Source organism: Streptomyces yaizuensis (assembly GCF_034961445.1).
Taxonomy (GTDB): Bacteria; Actinomycetota; Actinomycetes; order Streptomycetales; family Streptomycetaceae; genus Streptomyces; species Streptomyces yaizuensis.
Map to the genome: position 1 here is coordinate 196,115 of NZ_BSBI01000005.1, position 23,343 is coordinate 219,457.

Here is a 23,343-nt window from a genome sequence, read left to right on the forward strand (position 1 = left end):
CGGCATCTCATCTCGCGGGGTGTCCGCGGACCGTGTCGCGGAAGGCGATCGGGGTCTGTCCGGTGCGCTGGTTGAAGTACTTGCTGAAGTGGGTCGCGCTGGAGAAGCCCAGCTGGTGGGCGATGCGGGCGGCGGTCCGGTCGCTGTGCGCCAGGAGGCGTTTGGCTTCGAGGACGACGCGGCGGTCGATGAACTCCTTGGCGCCGAGGCCGGCGCCGGCGAGGGTGGCGCGGGAGAGGGTGCGCGGCGCGTAGCCGAGCGCCTGAGCGTAGTCCTCGACCCGGCGGGTGCGGGTGAAGTCCTTCTCCACGGCGTCACGGAACCGCAGATATGTGGCGTCGGGCTCGGGTGCGGGGCTGCCGGCGGGCGTGGTGAGGTGGGCCAGACGCAGGACGAGGACGGCCAGCAGGTGGCGCAGGGCCGCGGTGTGGACCTCCAGGGGCAGGCGTCCCAGGGCGTGGAACTCGGCGGTGAGGTGCTCGGTGGCCAGCCTCAGGGCCGCGGCATCGGCGGGCAGGGGACACCGCAGGACCGGGGCGTGCGGGTCCTCCAGACGGGCGCCGTCGGTGGTGGCCGGGTCGAGGAAGTCCCGGCGGAACAGGATCAGGGTGCCTTCGGCGTGCGAGAGGTCGCCCCACTGCTGGACCTGACCGGGGCGCACCCAGAGCCAGGGGCCGGGGTCGAGTGCGTAGGCGGTGAAGTCGACCGTATGCGACAGGGCTCCCCCGGTGAGGGTGATCAGGTGGTGGAAGTCCGGGCGCTGAGGGGCCCTGAGCCGCTCGGCGGGCACGCGCCGGCGCAGGTCCGCCAGGGGCAGGACTTCGACGCCGGCGGGGGTTCCGGCAGGCGCGGCGAAGAAGATCTCCGGGATGCCACGAGCGGCATCGTGTCGCTTTTTGACCATCGTAAGTCCTCAGCGTATCCGGTTCACCCTGCTCATCGCGGTTAGCTTAAGAGGGTCAGCTCATCCGACAACAAGACACTGTCGGAAATCGGCAAGCGACTCCGCCGCCTGCGCGTCACCTCCTGTCCGACGCTGCCGACCTGACCCGACCTCGCAAGGAGACGATCCGCCATGACCAACGCCAAGAACACCGTCCTGTCCGCCGCCGGCGAACTGTTCGGCCGGAAGGACCCGGGCGCGGTGGACCGCTGGGTCGCCGCCGACTACCGCCAGCACAGCGCCCTGGCCGGTGACGGCCCCGAGGCCTTGCGGGAGCTGGTCGCCGGGCTGCCGGAGGGTTTCCGCTACGAGGGAGCCCGGGTGATCGCCGACGGCGACCTGGTGGCCCTGCACGGCACCTACCACGGCTTCGGCCCCGAGCCGCTGGTCGCCTTCGACATCTTCCGCGTGGACGCCGACGGCAGGCTCGCCGAGCACTGGGACGCCCTGACCCCGGTGGTCGGGGACACCGCCTCCGGCCGCTCGCAGACCGACGGCCCCGACCGGGTCACGGCGCCGGGGACGACCGCGGCCAACCGCGCCCTGGTCACCGAATTCGCGCGGAAGGTCCTGGTCGGGGCCGACTACTCGGTGCTCACCGACTACATCTCGACCGAGACCTACCACCAGCACAACCCGGAGGCCGCCGACGGTCTGGCCGGTTTCGGGGCGGCCGCCGAAACCTGGGCCGCGCAGGGCAAGAGCCTCCTCTACAAGACCGTCCACAAGGTGATCGCCGAGGGCGAGTTCGTCCTGGTCCAGTCCGAGGGCGAGTTCGGTGTCCCGGTGGCGTACTACGACCTCTTCCGGGTGGCCGACGGCAGGATCGTCGAGCACTGGGACGTCATCGCTCCGATCCCGGCCGCGCTCCCCCACACCAACGGCCTGTTCTGACATCCCCCGGGGCCCCGCCGCGGGCGACGGCTCAGCGGGCGGGAGTCTCCCGTACCGGGTGCTTGCTCAGGATCGAGACCCGGTTGAAGGCGTTGATCGTGATCGCCACCCAGACCACGGCGGCGATCTCGTCGTCGTCGAGCACCTGCCCCGCCTCCGCGTACGCCCGCTCCTGGGCGAGGGCGTCGGCGGGGTGGGTGGTGGCCTCGGCCAGCGCGAGGGACGCGCGCTCCCGGGCGGTGAAGAGTTCCGTGTCCCGCCAGGCCGCGAGCACCCCGAGGCGCCGCGTGGACTCCCCGGCGCGCAGCGCGGTCCGGGTGTGGACGTCGAGGCAGAAGGCGCAGCCGTTGAGCTGGGACACCCGGAGGTTGACCAGCTCGACCAGGATCCGGTCCAGGCCGGCCTCGGCGGCGGTCGTACGGACGACGTCGGCGGTCCTGACCAGCGCCTGGTACGCGGCGGGGCTCTGCTTGTCGAGGTAGATCCGTCCGTTGGACCGGTGGGCCTCGACGGTCTGCGCGGTCTCGGTCATCTGTGTTCCTCCGCCTGTTGTCCCGGGTTGCCTTCGGATCTATGATCACCCATAATTGTTGAATAGAAAACTACTTAGCGTGGGGAAGGCGGGGGAGATGGATCACACGGGTATCGACACCGAGGCCGGCATCGAGGTCCTCGGCGCCCGGGACGTCCCGCTGGGCGGACCGCGGGCGATGACCGTACGGCGCACCCTGCCGCAGCGGGCCCGCACGCTCATCGGGGCCTGGTGCTTCGCCGACCACTACGGTCCCGACCGGGTCGCCGACTCCGGCGGCATGGACGTCGCACCCCACCCCCACACCGGGCTCCAGACCGTCAGCTGGCTGTTCAGCGGGGAGATCGAGCACCGCGACAGCCTGGGCACGCACGCCTTCGTGCGGCCCGGCGAGATCAACCTCATGACCGGGGGCCACGGCATCAGCCACACGGAGGTCTCCACCCCCGGCACCACCGTGCTCCACGGCGTCCAGCTCTGGGTGGCCCTCCCCGAAGGGCACCGCCACGCACCGCGCGAGTTCCAGCACCACGCGCCCACGCCGCTCCGCGTCGACGGCGCGGAACTGCGGGTCTTCCTGGGCACACTCGCCGGCAACACCTCCCCCGTGCGCACCTTCACCCCGCTCCTCGGCGCCGAGGTCCTGATCGACGCCAACACCACCGTCACCCTCGGCGTCGACCCCCGCTACGAACACGGACTCCTCGTCGACGCCGGCGACGTCCGCCTCGACAACACCCCCCTGCGCCCCGCGGAACTCGGCTACGCCGCCCCCGGCCGCACCACCCTCACCCTCACGAACGACTCCGACCGCCCGGCCCGGACGATCCTCCTGGGCGGCCCGCCGTTCGAGGAGGAGATCGTGATGTGGTGGAACTTCATCGCACGAAGCAACGACGAGATCATCCAGGCGCGCAAGGACTGGATGGAAGGCACACGCTTCGGCGAGGTGAAGGGGTACGACGGCGATCCGTTGCCTGCCCCCGAACTGCCGACGGTGCCACTGAAGAAGCGTGGGCGGGTGCGCTGACCTGGTGTTTTGCGAGGCAGTACGACTTGGCTGTCGCGGCGGTCGCGCTGGGACAGCCAGGCCCGCCGGAACGGCCTGCGAGACTGCTCCGGCGGGCGCCGGGCGGGTTGTGATCATTCCCGGGTTTGGCGCTCTATGGTCAGGTCAGGTAGACCTAATGCTGACTCAATGCTGACTTTGCTGATGACTCGTCAGATCATGTGGTACGCGATCTCCTGCGGTTCTTGCCTGGGCGCTGGCTCGGCATCAAGTCGGCCGCTCTCTCGGATCGACGTGGGGACGGTCTTGGGACGGCCCCGCAGAATGCGCTGCACGCGTGCGAGGGCGGACACGTTGCCTCCGTTGTGGAGGGTCGACAACTAAGGCTGGGAAGACGCTGGCGACACCCTGCCCCTGGCGCTGCACTGCCTCCTCGCAGACTCGTCCCGCCACTGCGGCTCAATACGAAGCTATGTACCGGACAGCGATGGGGCTGCTGAGGTTAGGGTTCATGCAAAATCATGCCCGGGGCCAACGTCCCTGTGAAGCCAGGGCGTGCTGGAGGTAAGTGTGGACCTGCGCCCGACACATCTTGGATATGCCTATCAGGATCTGCTGACCGCACTGCGTCTGGTGGATCTGGCGGTGGGACGTGCGAGGTCGGTACTTGTCGACACGAAGATGTTCGCTGGGGACCGGTTCGACGACATCACCTGCGAGTGGGCCGACGGTAGCCGTGAGCGGCTGCAAATCAAACACACGAGTCACGATCGCGCGTTGTCGCTGAAGAGTTTCACCAAGGACCAGCGCGGCCTGCAACTGGATCTGCTGTTCTCCTCCGTCAACCAGGACCTGCAAACAGACCCCGGCACCTCGCACCGGCTCGTGGTACGCGACACGGAACCTGATGACCTTGGTCTGTCCCGGGTGCTGCAGCCTCTCAGCGCGAGCAGCGACCCGGGGCCGGCGCTGCCGGGACTCAGCAGCAGGCGCTTTCGGTTCAGTGCCACTGCGCTGCGGGAACACGAGCCGTGGCGGTCGATACTCGTCGATGTGGGCGATGACCTGCTCAGCAACGCCTGCGCCTCTTTGATCGTCGACACAGGGGTACCGGCATGCTCGCTCAATGTTCGCGAGCCAGGGCCGGCCGAGGCTGCATTGCTGCATCGTGTCCGCGAGGAACTCGGCGCCGGGCGGCCGCCGAACCGGGACCGTGCACCTGAAGATGTAGCCCTGGCCCTCATCGAGGCGGCGAAAGAGGCCCGTGCCAGAGCGGGGACGGTTGCCCTCGAAGGCTTGGCTCCCCGTATGGCATTGAGGGTCGACTTCGGGGCCGCCCAGGAAGGGCGCCCCGTGGACCGTGCTGCGGAGGTGACCCGCCCCGCAGTTCTTACGGGCATGATGGCCGCCGTGGAGAGTGCGGCCCGGTCTGGCGGTGTCGTCGTGATCACCGGTGGTCCTGGCGTCGGCAAGTCCTGGTTGTCCGAGCAGCTCGGTGATGCCCTCCGGGACACCTGGGTCGCTGCGCGGCATCACTGCTGGCTGGGAAGCGATGACGAGCGACTCCGCGATCGCGTCCTGACCGAAGTGGTGATCGGCAGTCTTCTCCACCAGTTGCAGACGGCCGTCCCAGAGGCTGTGGCGCAGATCAGACCACGCTACGCGGCAACCTCCGAGACACTCTCGGCCGCAGTTGCAGCCGTACGTAGCCTGGTTCCGGATCAGCCGGTCGCACTGATCGTGGACGGGCTCGACCATGTCAGCCGGGTCCTCGGGAGCATCACCGGCAGCGCGTTTCAGCAGCATTCGGACCCGGCCGCCTCCTTGGTCGAGGAACTCGCTGCTCTCAGCCTGCCTCCCGGTGTCGTCCTGGTCCTGGCCAGCCAGCCCGGCCTCCATCTCCAAGCCCTGGGCGATCGCGCGGAACACCTGACGGTCCCTGCTCTTGATCGTGGAGAGCTGTATACGCTGGCGGATCGGCTGGGTGTCTTGTCGGCCCTGGCGGAATCGGGCTCAGAACAGCCATCCGCTGACCTCGCAGAGGCCGCTGTCGGCCTGATCGACGAGCGCTCACGGGGAAATGCCCTCTATGCCACGTACCTATGCCGACAGGCGCTGGGACCGACACCCGTTGTGGCATCGCTCTCGGTACGAGACATCGCTGAGGACCCTCTGGAGCGTCTGCGCGCGGTCCCTTCCTCGGCACAAGACCTCGACGACTACTACGACTACCTCCTCAAAGGCCTTACCAGCGAACAGCGGCAGGCCGTCAGCATGCTCGCCATCTGCGACTTCGCCGTCACCGCACAGGAGCTGGGAGAGATCTTCCCGCTACCGGGTCCGCTGCTGGGCGCCGCGCTGACAAGCGTGGCACCGATTGTCGCGCAGCAGCCGGGCATCGGCGGGCTGAAGATCCACCATGAGAGTTTCAGCCGCTTCATCCGAAAGATCGACAACAATCAGGGGTGGGTCGAACTCGTCAGGAAACAGGCTGCCGCCTGGCTCACCGGGCGCGGGTTCTTCACAGACCCGCGGGCATTCCGGCACCTGCCGGAGCTTCTGTCCGCCTTGGGTCAGGACGAAGAGCTGGCCTCGCACATCGCACCCGATTTCCTCTCCCGCGCGATTGCCGGTCTGCAGCCCCCACAGGCCATCGTCCACACCTTGACCGTGGCCGCGCAGCGAGCGGCAGCCCGGAATGACTGGCCCACACTGGTGCGCTGCGTCGAACTCAGCCGTGCCCGAGTGACCTACGAGGAAGAGGGCCTGCCGGGCTCCCTCGTGCCGTACGCCGATGTCCTGGTGACGCTGTGCGGAGCCGACCGGGTGGCAGCGAGCCTGATGTACGAAGGCGAGCGCACCATGATGGCGCGATGGGGTCTGCAGCTGTGCGCGGCTGTCGATCATGCTGGCTTGGCCGCACCGTGGGAGACGTACCTGGCGGCCTGGGACGAAGAACGTGACGACAACGTCCGTTACGGCTCTGACGTTGACGACGCTGTGTTCCTCGCGGAGCTGCGTGGACGGATCAGACAGCCACGCAGGAATACCAACGGCGATGCCGCGCCGCGCCCGGTCGCGCAGAGAGTGGCGCACTTCCTTGACCAGGAGAATCTGCGGACTGTTGAGCGTGCGCTGGGCGTAGTGCTGGAGTGTCTGGGGCACAAGGCGCTGATGGCGAGCGTGGAGCTCATTGAACGTGCTGACCGGCGTGTGGCCATTCTGCTGTGTCTCGCCGACGCCCGGGCCGACGCTGGAGGAGAGCTGCCTTCAGCACGCATGCTGGCCGTAGCGGCCTGGGCAAGTGGGCCTTGCGACCCACGACGTCTGCTCCGTCACGGCGTGCCCGTGGCGGATCTGGTGCATGACGTCTTCTCCCGTGGCATCACCGATGTTCTTGAGAAGGCTACGCGGGAGGTGCTGGCCGACCACGCCAGCGACCTGCCGACTCCAGTGAACAGGTGGCTGTCGTTGCTTGCCGTGGCCCATGCCAGCGACCCACAGGCCACGGCCCGATTGCTCCCGCTCTGTGAAGGCGTCGGCTTCTACCGTGCGTGGCTGCGCTTTACCGTGGCGACCCTGGGCCTGCGCCACGATGTCGAAGCGGGCGTCATTCCATCCGAGACGGCTTCCTTGACCGCCCGCGTGGCGCTTGAGCAGCTGGCCCAGCACAATCAGCCGTTCGCGGGCCGCCCCAAGGCCAGCGATCTCGGCGCCATCCACGGACTGGTGCGAGAGGTACTGCACGATGCCGTCGCCGTGCTCCGGGACCAGGACGTAGCGCTGGGCATCACGGCCTTGCAGTCCATCAGTCACGGAACCACCACATCCCTCATGGGCATGGCCGGCAGCGGGCCCCTCGTCATGACGGAACTGGTGTCCCTGCTCGCCGAGAGCGTCGGCAGGGTTGGAGCCGGTGTCGTGCGCGAACTCATGGATACCCTGCGCGCAGCACAGGCAGGCCGCCGGGCTCTGTACGCGGAAGACGCGGACTTCGAGCTAGAGATGGCCCGTGTGAGTCTCGCCTGCGGCGATCTGCCAGCAGCACAGGAGTGCTGGGACCGCGCCGCCCGGTTCATGGGTGCCTATGGCGGCCACAAAGACGTCACCATCAGCGAACTGCTCGATCCGTTGACCCAGCTCCTCCAGACCGAACCTGCTCGCGCCCGCGAGAGCCTCGCCCGCGTGCAGTCTCTCAGTTACCTCGTCTCCCAGCACACCAACGGACGAGGAGGCACCAGTGGAATCCCCCATAGATGGTGGGGGCTGCTGGCCCGCTTGGATCCGCAGGCCGCCGCACAACTGGGAGCCCGGGTTCTACTGGCTGAGCCCGGCCTGCCCGACGCCCGAGTGGAAGAAGCCCATCACCAGTTGCTCGCCACACAGGTCGAGACGGCCGACCCCGTAATTCTGGCCGCGCTGAGGATCGCTGCCGGCCACGCGGGCCGCAGCCTCGACACCGACATCGCTCTTCTTCGCAGGCTTGCGAACCTACCCCGCGACGATGCGGCACGGGCACAGCGCTTGCTACCGGTACTGGCCAACGCGATCACCGCCACCTACGACGACCAGAGCCTCGTCTCCACCTCTCGCGGTGCCGGAGGCACACCGGCCATGGCGCTGTCCGCAGCAGCGCAGCAGTGCGGCGGTGAAGGCCGTCCGATGTGGTCACGGAAACAGGCCAAGGCCAAGGCCTCTCGCGATTGGTCCGGTCCCGAAGGGCGCTACGCCACAGACGCCTACCTTCATGCGCAACAGCGCCCCACACTGCCAGAAGGTGCTGCCGGTGCCTTGGCTGCAGTTCGTGACTACGATGACAAGCCATACAAAGGTCCTCCCGGCCCTCGGTGGTCGGCAGACGCCCTCGCCAATGCAGTCGGGTGGAGGCTCCTGGAGATCGCCGACCGACACGGCACCGATGCGGTGACCCGACTGCTGCACCGGCTTGCCGAAGACACGAGTGTGTTCAAGCCGCGTGAGGTTCTGGCCGATATCGCCACCGGGCTCTGTCTGCGGCAGGAGGCTGCTCCCGACGCCCTCGGCCCGCTCGCCGCGACGGCCAGCGTACTCGCCTTCACCACGATACGGGGAGGCGGCGGCTGGCACTCCTTCGCGGGCAAGGAGAGGACCGATCTGTGGCAGCAGGCGCGCAAGGCGGACCCCACCCTCGCAGCCGGCCTGCTCGCCAGCCAAGTGGCACGCGCCGTGGCCGGCGCCTCATACGACCGGACATTCGGGGTCAGCCAGGCCCTGGTCTCCGCCTTCGCCGCACAGGCCCCGCTCGACCGGACGCCAGGCGCTGACGCGTTCTCCTGCTGGGACGCGGCCTATGAAGTCATCGCCCACCGCCTACCCGGCGAAGCCCCTCTCGATGACGGTGTCTATCAACCGAGCCCGGAACCGGCCACGCAGCACGACATCGACACCGCGCTGTGCACTCTTGCCCTGGCCACCCTTGCGCTGCCCGAACGAGGCGACAAACGCCGCGCCTTGATCGCAACGACTGTGCTGCTGGCGAGTCGTCCCGGGCAAGCCCAGACCGCACTTGCGAACGTGCTCCCCTTCTCTCTCGGCGCCGGGCCACTGACCTGGCTCCTGTCCGTTCTACGTGATCACCTCCCACCGGGCCCCTTGGATGCGGCACTCCTCGACCGGCTCGTGGCCTTGTGCGGCAGTGACATGCTGTCCGTCCGGGCCGAGGCCTCCGCGATCCTTAAGAGCGCCGGGCATCAGCCTCCTCCGCCCCCCGCAACGCCAGCCCACCCGACACTCACACGTGCCGTAAGTGCCGTCTTTTCTCGCAGGGAGGGCACATCATGACGAACTCCCAAGAGGTAGCGACCGAGATCGTCGATCATCATCTAGGGACTCGTCTCATTTCCGCGGGCGAGGCTCCGGGGCTGCGCGAGACCGTTGTCGACCTCGTTGCTGAGGCATTCCCTCAGCAGGTGGAAACGTTGATGGGTCAACAGCTGGACTTGCTCACCCACCCGAGTGGGACTCAATGGCCCGACGCTTACCTGGCGGACGAGAGTGCTGCCGAAGACGCCCTTCAGCAAGCTGCCGCCGGGCTGCGCGTCGCGCTTGCCCGATCCGGACAGATGAGTGGCAAAGCGCAGATTTTTGAACGCAACGCGTCCGCGAGCCTGCGTGACGATCCACGAGCGGCGCTGCGCGCGGAGCTGGCCCGCGTGCCGCGGCCCCTCACCCGCCCGCAGATTCTGGAGTGGTCACTCGACCCTGCCCCCTGGTTCACAGAAAGCCCTAGCGAACCGGCTCTCTGGCCACCTGCGGGACTCTACTCAGTCGCGGGTCTACTACGGTTGCCGGGCGGCGTCGCGGCACTCCCTCGTGTGAGCGGCGGCCCCCACGAGGGATGGGTACAGATAGGGTTCGCCGAGGGGCAACTCACCCCTGCACGGCGGTATCCAGCAGATGAGCCCGCCCGCCAGATACAGATCATCGTCGGACTGGAAGCCGATGGCAGCGATACACCGTCAAGCCCACTGCCCCTCGCTAAAGCTCCCTGGCAATTGTGGACGCGCCCACTGCGGCGTCTGGCACCTCACCTCGTCGAGACGGCCGCGGCAGCAAGACATATCGGCGCCACAGACCAACCCCTCGTGGCTCTGACCGATGCCAGTACCACCACGCTAGTCAACGCGCCCCTCCCCTCACACGGCTTGGGACTGCCTCACTTCGTCCTCGCACCGGCTGTCAGCGTCATCGCTGCCCTCGGCCTCGAACCTACGGAAGGGGTCTGCGGTTTCAGCCTCAACGACGCACAAGGAGAAGCACTGGTCGGCCGTCAATGGCGAGGCCACCTCATCCACGACGGGCACTACAAACCCCTGTTGCCGGCGATCGAGGGGGCAGATCTGCTGATCCGACCCGACTTGTTCACCCGCCTCCACAACATCGTTGGTGCCACTCGCTGTCACGCCGGTCTCAGAGTTGTTCACCAACCAGCAGAGCAGCTCAGCCCCATCATCAACACGGATGACCGCAACCATTGATCACGTCGGCGGTGAGGTTCGAGAGTCGCGTTTCTTGACCAGCGACCACAGCAACTCCACCAGGTTCGGCTTGGGAGCGCAAGCGGGCAACCGTTCCAGGGGCAGCCAGTCCCGCTCGGTTGCCCCGGCCCGCATTGCCCGGTTCCAGTGTGCGGAAAAATCGCCCCAAACCAAGATCACCGACTCACTGCGGTAGAACACCTTCATCTGCTCCAGGACCTCGATGAGTCAGGCGGTGTCGTAGCTGCCGGGCATCCACGAGTTCTCCCCCCCAGGTCGAGGAGGCGCTTGCGCCCCTTGTCCTGCCGGCCGCACCGGGCGATCGGGTCTCCGACGGCGATGTCGGCGGTTTCGAGAAAGGAGGCGAAACGGCGACGGCACCTGGGGAAGAATCAGCAGGTCAGTCGTACGACAAGGGGACCGCTCGTGAACGTGATGCGCTTCGACGCCGGGGCAGGGGAATTCGTCCTCGGTGTCCGGGAGGAGAGTGTCCAGCTCATTCGTGGGCTGGGCACGATCTGCCTGGAGCTGGGCTTGGAGGTGAAAGCTCCCACAGGCGGAGAGGCCGGGCGGTTCCTCGTGCTCCAGGCCGACCTCTACGGGGTGTACGGCTCGTACCAGAAGATGCTTGTCGGTCGGGTGACGGAGATGCTGCCGTTCACGCCGGAGACCGGTGTCGAGCGTCCGAAGCTCAAGTTCCTGCTCACCTCCGCACAACTCCACGCGATCAACGAAGCGCGTGACAGGGATCTGCGGATGGAGCTGGAGGTGAGGGGGACCTTGCCGCAGGCGACCGGCTACCCGGGGAGTACGACGGAGGTCCTCCACTTCAGCGTCGCCAGGAGTCGCTGGGTCGATCAGATCAACGCGCTTGGCCCGGCGGTCGCCTTCGAGATGCAGGTGCCCTTCCCGCTGGAAGACGACCCGAGGGCCGAGCCGGCGGGACACCTGCGGTCCGCGCAGCGCCGTCTCCTTGAGGACGACATCGATGGCGCGATCCTGGAGGCCCGGCGCACCCTGGAGTGGATCAGACTCCATAGCGAGTGGACCTGGCCCCTCAACAAGGACAACCGCCTGCGTGGCCAGGACGAGCGCTGGGCGGCTATCCGCTTGGCTGTAGAGGACCAGACGAGCGGATCGGTTCACGCGGACGCCGTCACCTCGACTTTCACATACAGCCGGGACGAGGCGAAGGCGCTGATCACCATCGCCGCCGCGCTGCTTACGGTGGTCGACAAGCCGGTCTGAGTCCGGATCACCCGATGGCCCCAGCCGAGTGTGTTCAGTGGCCTAACAGTCGCGCAGGTGCCGTTGGTCGCGGTACTCGAAAGCATCCGTGACAGCTACCAGCCACCTCTCGTGACAGAACTCGGTGTGCGGGTGATCTCGCGGACTGTGCAGCGGCAGATGGGCGAGGGGGCTGCCGTCGGCGAGAAGCCGCTTGCCACCGTCCACGGAGACGACGTGGCGGGTGCCGTCGGCAGTGATGGCAACGTGCGGGTAGCCGGCCTGGATGTCGCGTGTGACCTGGTCCTCGGATTCCGTGAAGTCCATGGGGATGAAGGAACGGACGGTGGTGCCGCAGTAGATCGTCGACTCGGTGCTGCTGAAGCTATGCACGATGACCCGTTCCTTGCCCAACGGCGGGGTCTGCTGGGCCCGCATGCGCACCTCGGCCTCGACCTGAGGCCGGCTGGGCTGGTCGGGGTGGCGCCGGTCGTAGTCATGGCTGATGTACTGCTTCAGAGGAAAGTACTCCAGGTCCTCGGAGCCAGGGATGTACCGGGCCAGGGTGGGGTCACAACGGCGGAAGAACGCAAAGGCGTCGAGAAGCATGTCCATCACCAGATGGCCGCCGACGGCGGCCCTGTAAGCGTCGTGGACGTTGCGACTTGTTCTGGTGTTGGCGTGGATAGCGTCGGGGAGCTGGTCGTACGGCTGCCAGGCAGGAAGCACCCGGACGTGGTTCGGACCCCCGATGATGCGGTCAGCCTCGACATCGATGGTGACCGGCAGGTGGATGTCCGCGTTGCGCAACAGCACGAGCCCCCGGACGACCTGCCCTTGTGGATCGGACGCGAGAAGAGCCTGGTACCGGCGCTCGTCAGCGGGGCTCCGACTTTCGCGGATCACATCCTGGTCGAGGGTTCGGATGGCTGCCAGCGCGGGTGGAATCTCCAGGGCGACCCGCTCGGTGTCCACGTCCATGCCGTGCACGTGACAGAGCGAAGTCGAAGTGGTGGCGGCAGCTTCCCATACGCGCGAGATGTACAGCGCGAGGCCGCGCATCTTCTGACGTCCTTTGGCGTGAAGCTCGGCGTCGGCGACAGGAAACAGGCCGGTCGGTTGCGAAGTCATGGATGAACCGTTCCCGTGTGACTCCGCCCGCAGGCGAAGAGAGCAGAATACCGAAGGTGCCCCGGGGAGATACCGTATTTTGTAGCGTTGCGCCCGATCGGCAGACATACGTGATGCTGGAGGCTCGCGGAGTGTGGGTATCTTGTGAACGCCCTGCACGCTTCGACCTGCTCATGAGTTATGAGCTCGACTGGGACGAGGCGGACCGCAGTCACCCAGTAGACCCGCCCGTAGGACTCCCGCCCGCCGACCGTTGGAGCGCATGCCGGAGGTCAGATACCAGCTGACCAGGGCTCCTCTGCGCCGCTGCTCAGACGGAGCGCTTCTCGTCCTGCTCGCGGGCCCTTTGCCGTGGGGTCATCTGCGGTCGGCGGTGCTGGTCTCGGTTACCTGGCCACCGTGAAGGGCTTCCGAGCTCGTGGCACTAGCTTGACGACCTTCTCGGCCGCGTCATGCTCAAGATCGTCCAGTACGGCTTGGCAGATGTGCCGTGTGACCCGAGCGATACCAGGTCAACCGCCTTCGTTCCTTGCCAAGAGGGCCAGCACGCGCTCGACGGACGGGTTTTGACCCCTCTCCGTTTCCCAGTAATGAAAGATCTCACCGGTCAGTTCAGCCAGGCCGTCCGGCAATCCTGCGGATCGCAACGCTTCCGCGATCTGATCCATCTCATGTGCCCAGCGCCACGCGCGAGCCGCGACGCTCGGTAGGTACTCCGGAGCCGAGAGGACATCGGAGGGCATGACTTGTGCCTCCTCGGCCAGAAGATCGGATACGCCATGTCGTGCCGCGAGAGCGTGCGAGATCGCGGCCAGAACCCGGGCCGATCGCTGGTAGCTGGTGAACGCCAACTTGAGGGCCGACGCCGTACCGAGATCGGAGCCGACGGTACGGACGTCAACCTCCGTTCCCGTGAACAGGCTGTCCATCAACGCCATCGCGCCCGAGTCGCCGGCCAGGTAGATCCGGGCGCTTCTGCTGGAGTCCGCTGACGGTCCGAAGATCGATCCGTCGAGCACTGAGCACCTGGCAGGCATCCTGTTACTGATCCGGCGCACCAGATCCGGGGTGATGGGGTTCGACTCTACGAAGATGCCTTCGTACCTCTGCTCGGCTACTGACATCGCCGTGTCCTCGGCTCCGTGAGCAGGGCAGATGGACAGGGTGATGTCGCTGTCGGCGAGCGCTTCGGCGAGCGTGTCACACGGTTCGAGGCCAGCGGCCTCGGCCCGCACCCGGGTCTGCGTGCTGCGGCCGGTCGTCACCCACCGCACTCGGTGCCCATTGCGCACGGCTGCCGCCCCGATGGTGGCACCCATTGAGCCAGGATGAAGCAGGGTAACGGTCGTCATGTAGGGCCTCCCGGCGGGAGTTCGCGTGCGAGTCGTTCTTGGTGGGAGATCAGAGCCTCCCGCAGCCCGATGCCCATGGGTGAGTGTCCCCCGGGATGGGCCGTGAGTTGTCGCCCGAACTGTCCCAAGCGTTTCCGAACGCTCTCGATACGGCGCTGCCCGTTCACCTGGATGACCTCGTGGACCTCGATCGCGGCCCCTTCGAGGTCGCCCCGCCCCATGCGGGCGACCGCCAAGTCCATTCTGGCGAGGCTCAGCTCTCCCAGTCGCACCTGGCCGGCGGGAGCGGAATTGAAGTCGGCCACGGCCTGCTCGGCCATGGCCTCGGCATTGCTGAGGCCCGCGGTGCCTCCCAGCCAGAGCTGGGTGGTGCTCGCACAGTAGAGCTGCTTCCCGAGCGGGAAGGCCATCATTCCCGGAAGGACGTCCTCGCTGACTGAGTCCCGCAACCGGTCGGCTTCGAGAAGGGCGGCGAGGGCCTCGGGGGACTGCTGGAGCTGGCCGTGGGAACGGGCCTTGATGCTCGCCAGCCTGATGGCAGCGGTACCGTGCTCTGGTACGTACTGACTGCCTGCCTCGGCAAGGCGCACGGCGGCCTCCGGCCTTCCGTCCCAGTAGGCCATGAGCGCCTGAAGGCCGCGCACCCATGCCCGAAGACCGTTGTGACCGGCGGCCTCACCACACAGGAAAGCGGTTCTCGCCTGAGTCTCGGCCGCCTCGTACCGACCCAGATCGAAGCTCGCGTTGGCCAGCACACCGCAGAGGGTTCCAGCGGCGAGATAGAGATCAACTGTTTGGTCGGGACGCTGGTGCCCTTCGAGCAGCTCGAACGTCCGGTTACGGAGTCGGCGCACCTCGGCGAAGAGGGACTGGACCGGACGATTCGGATACGTGCTGACGATGCGCCGGATGTCAGCCTCCAGCTGCTCCAGCGTCGCTGGCCCGACATTGCTTCCCTCGAAGCGTGCCGCGAAGTCCGCTGATTCCTCAGCTGCCGCCATGACCATATCTTCACCCGGGAAGGCATGGTCCATACCTGCCGCGTCACCGGCCCCCGCGCTGTCGGCGGGGCCCGTCGTGACGGAGGGCGAGAGGGCGGGCGGCTTGAAGAGGGCATCCACCGGTGTGGGCCGGAACAGGTGTTCCAGGATCCTGCGGGCCTCGCGTCGGGGCTGCCCCTTGAGGTCGCCCCGAAGCCATCGGTTGAACTGCCGCACTTCCACCCGGGCGGTGGCAAGGCTCGGCGGCCCCTCCGCCACGGACAGCTCGCGGGCCGCCGACGCGTAGCGCCGGGCGAAGACATGGGGGTCCGTCCATCCTCTCTGCTGGATCAGCAGACTGAACAAGGTCGGGCTCGACCCCTCCATGGCGGTCCCTCCTACTCGGTTTAGCCCCACGCTAGGCGTCCGCTTTCCGTGGAAGAAGTCGCGGGCCTCCCGTGGCCCCAATCCGACCTGGAACGACTCGATCAAGGCCGGATACGGCAGCACAAGTCCCGGCAGGACAGTCGCTAAGTCCGGCACCCGGCGAAAGGCTGCCTCCCCTACCGACGGTACGAGTGCCGTCGCAGTGAGTGCCCGTGATGGTTCGAACACGATGAAGGGAGGCGAGAAGTGTGATCTTGCTTCGCCAGACATCGCCCCCTACTCCTCCGGCGCAGAGCTGTATGCCGCCCGCTGGTAGGCACCAGGCTCCCCCGGACCAACTGGTCCGACTGCTGTCCGCCTTACAGCTGGACCTTTACTCGGTGACCGAGGTCTACGACGACCTCAACGACCTCGTCGGGGAGCACGCCACGGCCGAACCCGAGACGGACGCTGTCCAGAGGCTGTCCGCCGTGCTCGACCACATCCTCCTCCGAATTCAGGCACCGAAACTCGCAGTGTGCTGCCCGCCAGACGTCGTTCATCGGGCACAACGAGCAAGGGCATGTGCACATTCGGCGGGTGCTCGACTCTCCGTGGCCGAAGCCCGGGGTGTGGCGCTGGCCGTCCTTAACCTCCTAGACCTGGTGGGTGAACAGCTTTGAACGCTGATCCGTGTCCCGGTACCGGAACTGTTGAAACTCAGGTGAGCCCTCCGGACCGGAGCGCTCCTCCCGCTCAGGTGCTGCCGCTCGGCCCGGACTGTCTTCCCGACGAGGTGCTCATCCCCCGTCCCATGGCGTCGGCACTGGTCCTGATGGACAGGGGGCGGCTGTGAGTACGCCGTCGCACGCAAGGACCGGAAACCGTCGGCACGGAGTTGTCGTCTCCGTCCTCCACCCGATGCGCGCGCTTCGCGCCGGACATCGCAAATCCCTGAAGGCCACCGGCTTTGGTCTGGTGAAGATCTTCGGCATGTTCCTGTTCTTCGCCGGCTTCTGCGGATGGCTGGTCAGCCAGTTCGCGGCGCATCTTCTGTAGACCGGTCGCCTCGCCTGCCCGGACCCCCGTGCTTGTGCCGGGCAGCGGGGCGACCTCCGGGAGGCGCTTCCCATCGCGGTCGGCATCGGCGACCGCACCGTCAGGTGCCGTCTGCGCCGAAGGGCGCGCTTCCCTCGTGCCGCCGACGCGGCACGAACGGGCCCCGGCTGCCGGGAGGTCAGCTCGCGGCCGGGGCCCTCTTCCCCCGTTAGTGATCAAGGAGTACCTGTGAGTTTGCCGCGTTTCGGCGAGCGGACCTTCACCCTCATGACCGCAAATCTGGAGCATGATGGCGGTCCGGACGAGAACGGCGCCCCTCCTCCGAGGTGGATCGAGGCCCACGAAGCTGTCTTCGCGCCGTTCAAGCCCGACGTGCTGTTCCGGCAGGAGGCGACCTACAGCCACTTCCACGGCTGGCGCCGACTGCACACTGCGGAAAGTGTGCTCGGGATGAGGGGCTTTCTCAGCGCGCCGAGGGTCAGCCGGAACGCCACGGCGCTGTTCATCCGCCCGGACGTGCTCGATGTCCTGGAGCACCACGAGCACCGGGATCCGTGGCGGGCACCGCCGACGAACGTCGTCGCCCGGCTCCAGGGCGCGGAGAACCCGCTGACGCTGATGTCCTGGCACTGCGGCTTCCCGACGCCGAGCGGCCGGGTCCGGGAGGCGGAGGAGATCCTCGCCGTGGCGGACAAGACGAAGAAGGGCTGGGGTTTCGTCGGAGCGGGGGACTGCAACGAGTACCCGGTCCCCGTTGGCGAGTCCGTCCCGCTGATCGACTGGGCCAGCCCCGACATCACCGACCGCGTCCACATGATGCAGCGGACCACCGAGGGCCCCGACGGGTCCCGGGTGAGCTGTACCTCGGTGGACCGGCTCCTCCTCAGCGCGGGGCTGCACGATCCGGCCCGGTACGCCGCCCACTACCTTGGCCAGCCGGGGGCACTCGCCGCGACGGCCGGACACGCCCCGTCCGCGAAGGGGCAGGGCGGGCCTCGGCGGATCGACCGGCTCTACCTCGATCCTTGGCTGGTGCAGGCGGTCCTGGAGGTCTTCCCCGTGGATATGACCGGGGTGAGCGACCACCACGCCGTCGTCGCGGTGCTCTCGTACAGCAAGGCGGTGGAGGCTCTGGCCCGGTCCTTCGAGCCGCTCGCCCCGGTGGAGCTGACGCCGACGGGTGGTGCCCGGTGAAGCTCGCACTCTCCAGCGAGGGAACTGTCCTGCGGCCTGCGGACGACGCCCGGTGGACCGGTGAGGTGCTGACGGTTCCCTCGGTAGGTGCCCAGATGGTGGGCACCTACCTGCGGGCCCGACGCCGTCGTCGCGGGCTGCTGCTGCGGGACGCGGCGCGCAGCCTGGGATGGACGACCGGGGCGGCGGCCCGGCTGGAGGCCGGCCAGACGGTTCCCTCGGCCGATGCTCTTCAGCGGCTGCTGACCGCGTACGGGGACCCGGCCACCGGTGACGCCGTACGAGCGCTGTGGGACCTGGCCCATGCCGGCGGGGACTACGCGGCCGATGTCGCGCCCGGCTGGTTCGAGCGGGTGGCCGGCTGCGAGTTCGAGGCGGACCGGATCACCGCCTTCTCCGCCTGGAACATCCCCCACCTGGTGCAGACCGAGCGCTACGCGACGCACTGGTGGACGAACACTCCCGTCGGGCATGTACCTCCGCCGGACGCCATCGCCGCCCGGATGCTGCCCGCCGGCCACGACAAGGAGGTCCTCCTCCTGCTGGAGGAAACCGTCCTGTTACGGAGATCCGACCCCGCGATCATGATGGAGCAGCTCGACCATCTGCTCCACCTGGCGGAGCACTCCCGCACAAGCATCCGGATCGTTCCCCTGCACGCCGGGGTGATCCCGCCCCACGGCACCCTCACCGTACTCGGCCTGCCGAACCAGCGCTGCCTGCATGTCGAGGAGGCCACTGCGACCATCTACTCCACCGGTCGTCCGGCCGCCCGGCTCCAGTACGTCATCGACTCCGCGGTCGCCGCTGCCCTCCCCACGGACACCAGCCTCGACCTGATCCGCCGGACCTGGGCGGCCTGCGCGCGGGAGGCGAACCAGTGACCGACACCAGGAACCCCGCCCTGCTCTGGTCGCATCAGCAGGACGCCGTGGCCGCCATCACCCGTGCGCTGCGGACGGAGGAGCGCGTCACCGCGGTGATGGCGTGCGGTACGGGCAAGACCAGGGTGGGTGCCGCCGTCGCGCGGGAGACGGTGCAGGACGGCGGGATCGTGCTGATCGCCGCGCCGCTCCTCGAACTCCTCACCCAGACCGTGCGGGAGTGGCGGCGGGTACTCGGCGACCGGGGCCTCGGCAGGGTGATCGCGGTGTGTTCGGACCCGGCGGTCGCCCTCTACCACCAGGGAGACCTGGACGCCCAGCGCGCCACCGTCACCGCCGACGGCAACCATCTCGCTCGCCTCGTCCACGGCACCAGCGGGCGGGTGACGATCGTCTGCACGTACCAGAGCCTGGCCGTGATCACGGCGGCACAGGACGCCGGAATGCCGTCGATCGACCTGGTCATCGCGGACGAGGCCCACCGCACCGCCGGCGCGGCGGACAAGGCGTGGGCGGCTGTCCACGACGGTGGGCGGATCGCCGCCCGCCGTCGGCTCAACCTCACCGCGACACCGCGGATCGAGACCTCCGACACCAACGTCATCAGCATGGACGACGAGAAGGTCTTCGGCACGACGGTCTTCCGCCTCCCGTTCGGCGAGGCGATCAGGATGGGGCTGCTCGCCGACTACCAGGCCGTCGTTCCCGTCATCACCGACGACCAGGTCCGCGAGGTCACCCGGGCGGCCCGGAAGCATCCGGACTTCTTCCGGCTGGGAGCCTCCGCGCTCGCCCCGGAGATGCTCGCCACCCAGGTCGCCCTGCTGCGGGCGGCCCGGGAGCACGGCCTGCGCAGGATGATCACCTTCCACAACCGGGTGAGCGACGCCCGCTGGTTCGCCACCACCCTTCCCCAGGCTGCCGAACTCCTTCATCCCGAAGAGCGGCCGACCACCGTGTGGGCGGACTACGTCCACGGCGGCCAGCCCCTCGACCAGCGTCGCAAGGTCCTGGACCGGCTCCGCAGCACCGACGACTCCTTCGGCGTCGTCGCCAACAGCAAGATCCTCGGCGAAGGCGTGGACGCACCCGCCGTCGATGGCATCGCCTTCATCTCCCCCCGCAACTCACCCATCGACACCGTCCAGGCCGTGGGCAGGGCCCTCCGCCTCGGCGGACACGCGGCCGGGCAGAAGACCGCGTCCATCTTCGTCCCCGTCCACCTCAGCCCCGGACAGGACCCCGAAACCGCGCTCAACACCTCCGCGTTCGGCCCGCTGTGGCAGATCGTCCGGGCACTGGCCGCCCACGACGACGGCTTCACCACCCGGCTCGCCGCTGCTCGGTCGTACGGACAAAGCTCAGGCAGCGAGCCCGGCGGAGGGTATGAGCTGCCCGACTGGATCCGGCTGACCGGCGTCCCGGTGATCTCCCGGTTCGCCGAGGGCATCACCGTCCGCGCCCTGGGCAAGGTCACCGACCCCTGGGAGGAGTTCGTACGGGCCTGTACCGTCTTCCGCGAGGAGTACGGGCACCTGGTCATCCGCTACAACTACATCACCGGCAACGGCTACCCTCTCGGGCTCCGCGCCGACCACGCCCGCCGCCGCCACACCCTGGGCGAATTGCCCCAGGCACGGCAGGACCAGCTCAACGCGCTCGGCATGGTGTGGAACCTACGCGACCACGACCAGGCCGTCTTCTTCGAGGGCCTGCACCACTACAAGAAGACGCACGGCGACCTCGACATCCCCGTCGACTACAAGACCCCAGCCGGAGCGCCCGGCCCTCGGAACCTTGGCGGATATGTGCTCCGCTACCGCCAGGGCAGGGGAGATTTCACCAGCCCCGAAACGGTGGCCTACCTCAACAGTATCGGCTTCGTCTGGGACGCCCGCGAGCACCGCTTCCAGAAGAACCTCCAGCTCGTGCGGGACTTCCGCGACCGGTACGGCCACGCCGACATCCCCCAGAACTACATCGCTCCCGGCGGGCAGAAACTGGGCACCTGGCTCAGCAACCGGAAAGCCGATGCCCGCAACGGCAGGCTCGCACCCGACCGCATCCGGGCCCTCCTTGACCTCGGCGTCACCATCACCGGCCTCCCCAAGGGACACAAGCGATGAACGAGGCCGCCACCCGCGCCCGCGCGGTCACCTGGAACGCCTTCAACGGCGGCCTCGACCCGGACGGCTCGGAAAGCAGTCGCGAACGGCAGATCGAGATCCTCACCCGCCTCCGCCCGGACCTCCTTGCCCTCCAGGAGTGCACCGGCTGGGAAGACGAAGACCGGCGCAGGCTGCTCGACCTCGCCAATGCCCTCGGCATGGTCCCGGTCGCCATGGAACGGTCGCACGTCGGCGACGGCCGCAACCACACCGCCCTCCTCTACCGCCCCGGCGCCTTTCGGCTCCTCGGATACCGCCGCGTCGGCGAACAGGTCCTCCACCACGCCCTCCTCCGCGCCCGGCTCCGACCCGCCGGCGCCACCGACGACCGCGGTGACCTCTTCGTCTTCGCCACCCACCTCGCCCACACCGACGGGGACACCCGCCTCCGCGAGGCCCGCTGGCTCACCGACTACGGCGACGACTTCCCCGGCACCCCCGGCCGGGCCCTCCTCCTAGGCGACCTCAACTGCTCCGGCACCTTCGACCAGGACCCGGGCGACTGGGCCCGGATACCCCGTAACCTCCACGCCCGCTACCGGCTCGTCACCGACGACGGCTCCTTCGGCGGCATGGACCGCAGGGCCATCCAGGTCCTCCTGAACTCCGGATGGACCGACCCCCAGACCACCACCAAAGAACCCCGGGACGCCACCGTCGGCTACTGGTGGGACAACGAACAGGTCCCGCTCCGCCTCGACCACATCCTCGTCCGCGGACTCACCCCCACCTCCTACCGCACCCACGACACACCCGAGGCACGCTCGGCATCGGACCACCTTCCCGTCGTGCTCGACTTCGAGGTGAGGGCATGAGAAAGCCAGCGGCCGGTGGCGACGGGACGCCCGCGGTCGCGGCCGGCGTGATCCTCCAGGACGGATGCCTGCTCCTCGTCAAACGTCGGATGCCCGAAGGGTCGCTCATCTGGCAGTTCCCGGCAGGGAAGGTCGAGCAGGACGAGTCGCCCCGGGCCGCCGTCGTACGGGAGGTGAAGGAGGAGACCGGCCTGGTCGTCGCCGTCATGGAAGAACTACGGGAACGGCTCCACCCGGCGACCGGTGTCCGCATCCACTACTTCGCCTGCGTCATTCGGTCCGGCACCGCCCACCGTGCCGCACCCGACGAGGTCGAGGAGATCGCCTGGATACCCCTCCGTGATGTCCTCCACTACATCCCCGACGGGCTCTTCCCGCCCGTCCAGCACTACCTGAACACCACGGCCGTTCCCCTGGAAGGGCCGGTCGCACCGGACGAACCGGCGTCCCGGAACGGACCTCTCATCGGAGGGCTGCTGGGGAATCGGGCCGATTCCGGCGATGAGGCAGAACCGCGAAACATGATCGGTAGGGTGACGAAGTGACTACGGTACGAGACAACGGCATTGACGAAGAAGCGGCCTCGTTGCGGGCGGCCATGGTGCGCGAGCTGCGCGATCTGGGAGCGATCACCTCGGAGTCCGTCGCCGGCGCGGTGGCGGCCGTGCCCCGGCACCTGTTCGCCGTCGGTGAGCCGCTGACGGCCGCGTACGCTGCCAACCAGGCCCTGGTGGTCAAGCGGGACGAGGACGGCACCGCCCTCAGCTCGCTGTCGGCCACCCACATCCAGGCGGTGATGCTGGAACAGGCGGGGATCGAACCCGGCATGCGGGTCCTCGAAGTCGGCTCCGGCGGCTACAACGCCGCGCTGATCGCCGAACTCGTCGGCAAGGACGGCGCCTCGATCTCGGTGGACATCGACGCGGAGATCGTCGACCGTGCCCGGAAGTGCCTCGACGCGGCCGGGTACGAGCAGGTCGAAGTGGTGCGGGCCGACGCCGCTGCCGGAGTGCCGGAGCTGGCTCCGTTCGACCGCATCATCGTCACCGCCGGGGCCTGGGACATCCCGACCGCGTGGCTGGACCAGCTCTCCGAGCGCGGCCGGATCGTCGTACCGCTCCGGATGCGCGGGCTCACCCGGTCGATCGCGTTCGACCGGGCCAGCGGCCCTGAAGCCGAGCTGGTCAGCGACAGCTACCGCCTGTGCGGCTTCGTCCCCATGCAGGGGGCGAGCGCGTACACCGAGCGGCTCGTGCACATCACTGAGGGGCTCGCACTGCGCATCGATGACCAGAAGCAGGACTTCGACATCGACACCCTGGCCGCCGCCGTACGTTCGCCCCGGCTGGAGGTGTGGTCCGGCGCGGCCTTCGACCTGCCGGACGAGCTGGAGCTGTTCCTGGTGACGAACACGCCGGAGATGGTGATGCTCCACGGCAGCAAGGACCTGGTCGACCAAGGGCTCCTCGCACTGTCGGTGACGCGCGGAGTGCCGGCCCTGGTCAGCGGGGGGAGCTTCGCCTACCGCACGAAGCGGCCGAACGAGGAGACCGGCGGCTTCGAGAGCGGCGTCCTCGCCCACGGACCCGACGCCGAGACGGTCGCGGCCCGCTACGCCGAGCTGCTGCGCCGGTGGGCGTCGGACCACCAGCGGCGGGGTGCGGCTCGGATCGCATACCGGCCGATGCCCGCCGGAACCGCCGAACCGGCCGAGGGGGTCGTGGCGAAGCGGCTCGGCGCCGTCGCGTTCTCCTGGTCATAGACTCCCCGACC

The 23,343-nt window shown here is 68.1% G+C and carries 19 protein-coding genes; 13 read left to right on the forward strand and 6 right to left on the reverse strand.

Annotated features, from left to right (window positions below):
* Window positions 1-7: 7 nt before the first annotated feature.
* Window positions 8-904 carry a helix-turn-helix transcriptional regulator gene (locus SYYSPA8_RS14530; RefSeq protein WP_323447564.1) on the reverse strand — a complete coding sequence of 299 codons (897 nt, stop codon included), beginning with the start codon at window positions 902-904 and terminating at the stop codon, window positions 8-10.
* Between the two features lie 171 nt (window positions 905-1,075).
* Here SYYSPA8_RS14530 and SYYSPA8_RS14535 point away from each other — a divergent pair, with 171 nt between their 5' ends.
* Window positions 1,076-1,837: a nuclear transport factor 2 family protein gene (locus SYYSPA8_RS14535; RefSeq protein ID WP_323447565.1), complete on the forward strand. Its 762-nt coding sequence runs from the start codon at window positions 1,076-1,078 to the stop codon at window positions 1,835-1,837.
* Window positions 1,838-1,868: 31 nt separating this feature from the next.
* Here SYYSPA8_RS14535 and SYYSPA8_RS14540 read toward each other — a convergent pair whose 3' ends face one another.
* Window positions 1,869-2,369 (reverse strand): carboxymuconolactone decarboxylase family protein, encoded by a 501-nt coding sequence (locus SYYSPA8_RS14540; RefSeq protein ID WP_323447566.1) that lies wholly within the window; start codon window positions 2,367-2,369, stop codon window positions 1,869-1,871.
* A 97-nt stretch (window positions 2,370-2,466) separates the two neighbouring features.
* Here SYYSPA8_RS14540 and SYYSPA8_RS14545 point away from each other — a divergent pair, with 97 nt between their 5' ends.
* The 3 genes from SYYSPA8_RS14545 to SYYSPA8_RS14555 all read left to right on the forward strand — a co-directional run bounded on the left by SYYSPA8_RS14545 (window position 2,467) and on the right by SYYSPA8_RS14555 (window position 10,394).
* Window positions 2,467-3,399 (forward strand): pirin family protein, encoded by a 933-nt coding sequence (locus SYYSPA8_RS14545; RefSeq protein ID WP_323447567.1) that lies wholly within the window; start codon window positions 2,467-2,469, stop codon window positions 3,397-3,399.
* Between the two features lie 549 nt (window positions 3,400-3,948).
* The gene (locus tag SYYSPA8_RS14550; protein WP_323447568.1) at window positions 3,949-9,198 is read left to right on the forward strand and encodes a P-loop domain-containing protein; all 5,250 of its coding nucleotides are present in this window, start codon (window positions 3,949-3,951) and stop codon (window positions 9,196-9,198) included.
* Window positions 9,195-10,394 (forward strand): hypothetical protein, encoded by a 1,200-nt coding sequence (locus SYYSPA8_RS14555; RefSeq protein WP_323447569.1) that lies wholly within the window; start codon window positions 9,195-9,197, stop codon window positions 10,392-10,394. The genes SYYSPA8_RS14550 and SYYSPA8_RS14555 overlap by 4 nt, the downstream gene beginning before the upstream one ends.
* Here SYYSPA8_RS14555 and SYYSPA8_RS14560 read toward each other — a convergent pair whose 3' ends face one another.
* On the reverse strand, window positions 10,395-10,619 hold the full coding sequence (locus tag SYYSPA8_RS14560) for a hypothetical protein (protein WP_323447803.1): 225 nt from the start codon (window positions 10,617-10,619) through the stop codon (window positions 10,395-10,397).
* 201 nt (window positions 10,620-10,820) lie between these two features.
* On the opposite strand from SYYSPA8_RS14560, the gene SYYSPA8_RS14565 reads away from it, so the two are divergent.
* On the forward strand, window positions 10,821-11,642 hold the full coding sequence (locus SYYSPA8_RS14565) for a hypothetical protein (RefSeq protein ID WP_323447570.1): 822 nt from the start codon (window positions 10,821-10,823) through the stop codon (window positions 11,640-11,642).
* A gap of 42 nt (window positions 11,643-11,684) precedes the next feature.
* Here SYYSPA8_RS14565 and SYYSPA8_RS14570 read toward each other — a convergent pair whose 3' ends face one another.
* The 3 genes from SYYSPA8_RS14570 to SYYSPA8_RS14580 all read right to left on the reverse strand — a co-directional run bounded on the left by SYYSPA8_RS14570 (window position 11,685) and on the right by SYYSPA8_RS14580 (window position 15,471).
* A complete protein-coding gene (locus SYYSPA8_RS14570) occupies window positions 11,685-12,752 on the reverse strand; it encodes a hypothetical protein (RefSeq protein WP_323447571.1) in 1,068 nt (355 codons plus the stop codon).
* A gap of 512 nt (window positions 12,753-13,264) precedes the next feature.
* The gene (locus SYYSPA8_RS14575; RefSeq protein WP_323447572.1) at window positions 13,265-14,071 is read right to left on the reverse strand and encodes an NAD(P)-dependent oxidoreductase; all 807 of its coding nucleotides are present in this window, start codon (window positions 14,069-14,071) and stop codon (window positions 13,265-13,267) included.
* A gap of 29 nt (window positions 14,072-14,100) precedes the next feature.
* Window positions 14,101-15,471: a tetratricopeptide repeat protein gene (locus SYYSPA8_RS14580; RefSeq protein WP_323447573.1), complete on the reverse strand. Its 1,371-nt coding sequence runs from the start codon at window positions 15,469-15,471 to the stop codon at window positions 14,101-14,103.
* A gap of 380 nt (window positions 15,472-15,851) precedes the next feature.
* On the opposite strand from SYYSPA8_RS14580, the gene SYYSPA8_RS14585 reads away from it, so the two are divergent.
* From SYYSPA8_RS14585 to fxlM, 8 genes are all read left to right on the forward strand, one after another.
* Window positions 15,852-16,133 (forward strand): hypothetical protein, encoded by a 282-nt coding sequence (locus tag SYYSPA8_RS14585; protein ID WP_323447574.1) that lies wholly within the window; start codon window positions 15,852-15,854, stop codon window positions 16,131-16,133.
* 238 nt (window positions 16,134-16,371) lie between these two features.
* Window positions 16,372-16,509, forward strand: a complete 138-nt coding sequence (locus tag SYYSPA8_RS14590) for a hypothetical protein (RefSeq protein ID WP_323447575.1) — start codon at window positions 16,372-16,374, stop codon at window positions 16,507-16,509.
* 228 nt (window positions 16,510-16,737) lie between these two features.
* The gene (locus SYYSPA8_RS14595) at window positions 16,738-17,703 is read left to right on the forward strand and encodes an endonuclease/exonuclease/phosphatase family protein (RefSeq protein ID WP_323447576.1); all 966 of its coding nucleotides are present in this window, start codon (window positions 16,738-16,740) and stop codon (window positions 17,701-17,703) included.
* 95 nt (window positions 17,704-17,798) lie between these two features.
* A complete protein-coding gene (locus SYYSPA8_RS14600) occupies window positions 17,799-18,587 on the forward strand; it encodes a Scr1 family TA system antitoxin-like transcriptional regulator (protein WP_323447577.1) in 789 nt (262 codons plus the stop codon).
* Window positions 18,584-20,713, forward strand: a complete 2,130-nt coding sequence (locus SYYSPA8_RS14605) for a DEAD/DEAH box helicase (protein WP_323447578.1) — start codon at window positions 18,584-18,586, stop codon at window positions 20,711-20,713. Before SYYSPA8_RS14600 ends, SYYSPA8_RS14605 begins: the two co-directional genes overlap by 4 nt.
* Window positions 20,710-21,570 (forward strand): endonuclease/exonuclease/phosphatase family protein, encoded by an 861-nt coding sequence (locus SYYSPA8_RS14610; RefSeq protein ID WP_323447579.1) that lies wholly within the window; start codon window positions 20,710-20,712, stop codon window positions 21,568-21,570. The genes SYYSPA8_RS14605 and SYYSPA8_RS14610 overlap by 4 nt, the downstream gene beginning before the upstream one ends.
* Window positions 21,567-22,115: an NUDIX hydrolase gene (locus tag SYYSPA8_RS14615; RefSeq protein WP_323447580.1), complete on the forward strand. Its 549-nt coding sequence runs from the start codon at window positions 21,567-21,569 to the stop codon at window positions 22,113-22,115. The genes SYYSPA8_RS14610 and SYYSPA8_RS14615 overlap by 4 nt, the downstream gene beginning before the upstream one ends.
* Window positions 22,112-23,332 carry a methyltransferase, FxLD system gene (gene fxlM, locus SYYSPA8_RS14620; protein WP_323447581.1) on the forward strand — a complete coding sequence of 407 codons (1,221 nt, stop codon included), beginning with the start codon at window positions 22,112-22,114 and terminating at the stop codon, window positions 23,330-23,332. Before SYYSPA8_RS14615 ends, fxlM begins: the two co-directional genes overlap by 4 nt.
* Window positions 23,333-23,343 lie beyond the last annotated feature (11 nt).

Coding starts and splice junctions, on each gene's coding strand:
- SYYSPA8_RS14530 (WP_323447564.1), bottom strand. CDS start 904: ATGGTCAAAAAGCGACACGATGCCGCTCGTGGCATCCCGGAGATCTTC.
- SYYSPA8_RS14535 (WP_323447565.1), top strand. CDS start 1,076: ATGACCAACGCCAAGAACACCGTCCTGTCCGCCGCCGGCGAACTGTTC.
- SYYSPA8_RS14540 (WP_323447566.1), bottom strand. CDS start 2,369: ATGACCGAGACCGCGCAGACCGTCGAGGCCCACCGGTCCAACGGACGG.
- SYYSPA8_RS14545 (WP_323447567.1), top strand. CDS start 2,467: ATGGATCACACGGGTATCGACACCGAGGCCGGCATCGAGGTCCTCGGC.
- SYYSPA8_RS14555 (WP_323447569.1), top strand. CDS start 9,195: ATGACGAACTCCCAAGAGGTAGCGACCGAGATCGTCGATCATCATCTA.
- SYYSPA8_RS14570 (WP_323447571.1), bottom strand. CDS start 12,752: ATGACTTCGCAACCGACCGGCCTGTTTCCTGTCGCCGACGCCGAGCTT.
- SYYSPA8_RS14575 (WP_323447572.1), bottom strand. CDS start 14,071: ATGGGTGCCACCATCGGGGCGGCAGCCGTGCGCAATGGGCACCGAGTG.
- SYYSPA8_RS14580 (WP_323447573.1), bottom strand. CDS start 15,471: ATGGAGGGGTCGAGCCCGACCTTGTTCAGTCTGCTGATCCAGCAGAGA.
- SYYSPA8_RS14590 (WP_323447575.1), top strand. CDS start 16,372: ATGCGCGCGCTTCGCGCCGGACATCGCAAATCCCTGAAGGCCACCGGC.
- SYYSPA8_RS14600 (WP_323447577.1), top strand. CDS start 17,799: ATGGTGGGCACCTACCTGCGGGCCCGACGCCGTCGTCGCGGGCTGCTG.
- SYYSPA8_RS14610 (WP_323447579.1), top strand. CDS start 20,710: ATGAACGAGGCCGCCACCCGCGCCCGCGCGGTCACCTGGAACGCCTTC.
- SYYSPA8_RS14615 (WP_323447580.1), top strand. CDS start 21,567: ATGAGAAAGCCAGCGGCCGGTGGCGACGGGACGCCCGCGGTCGCGGCC.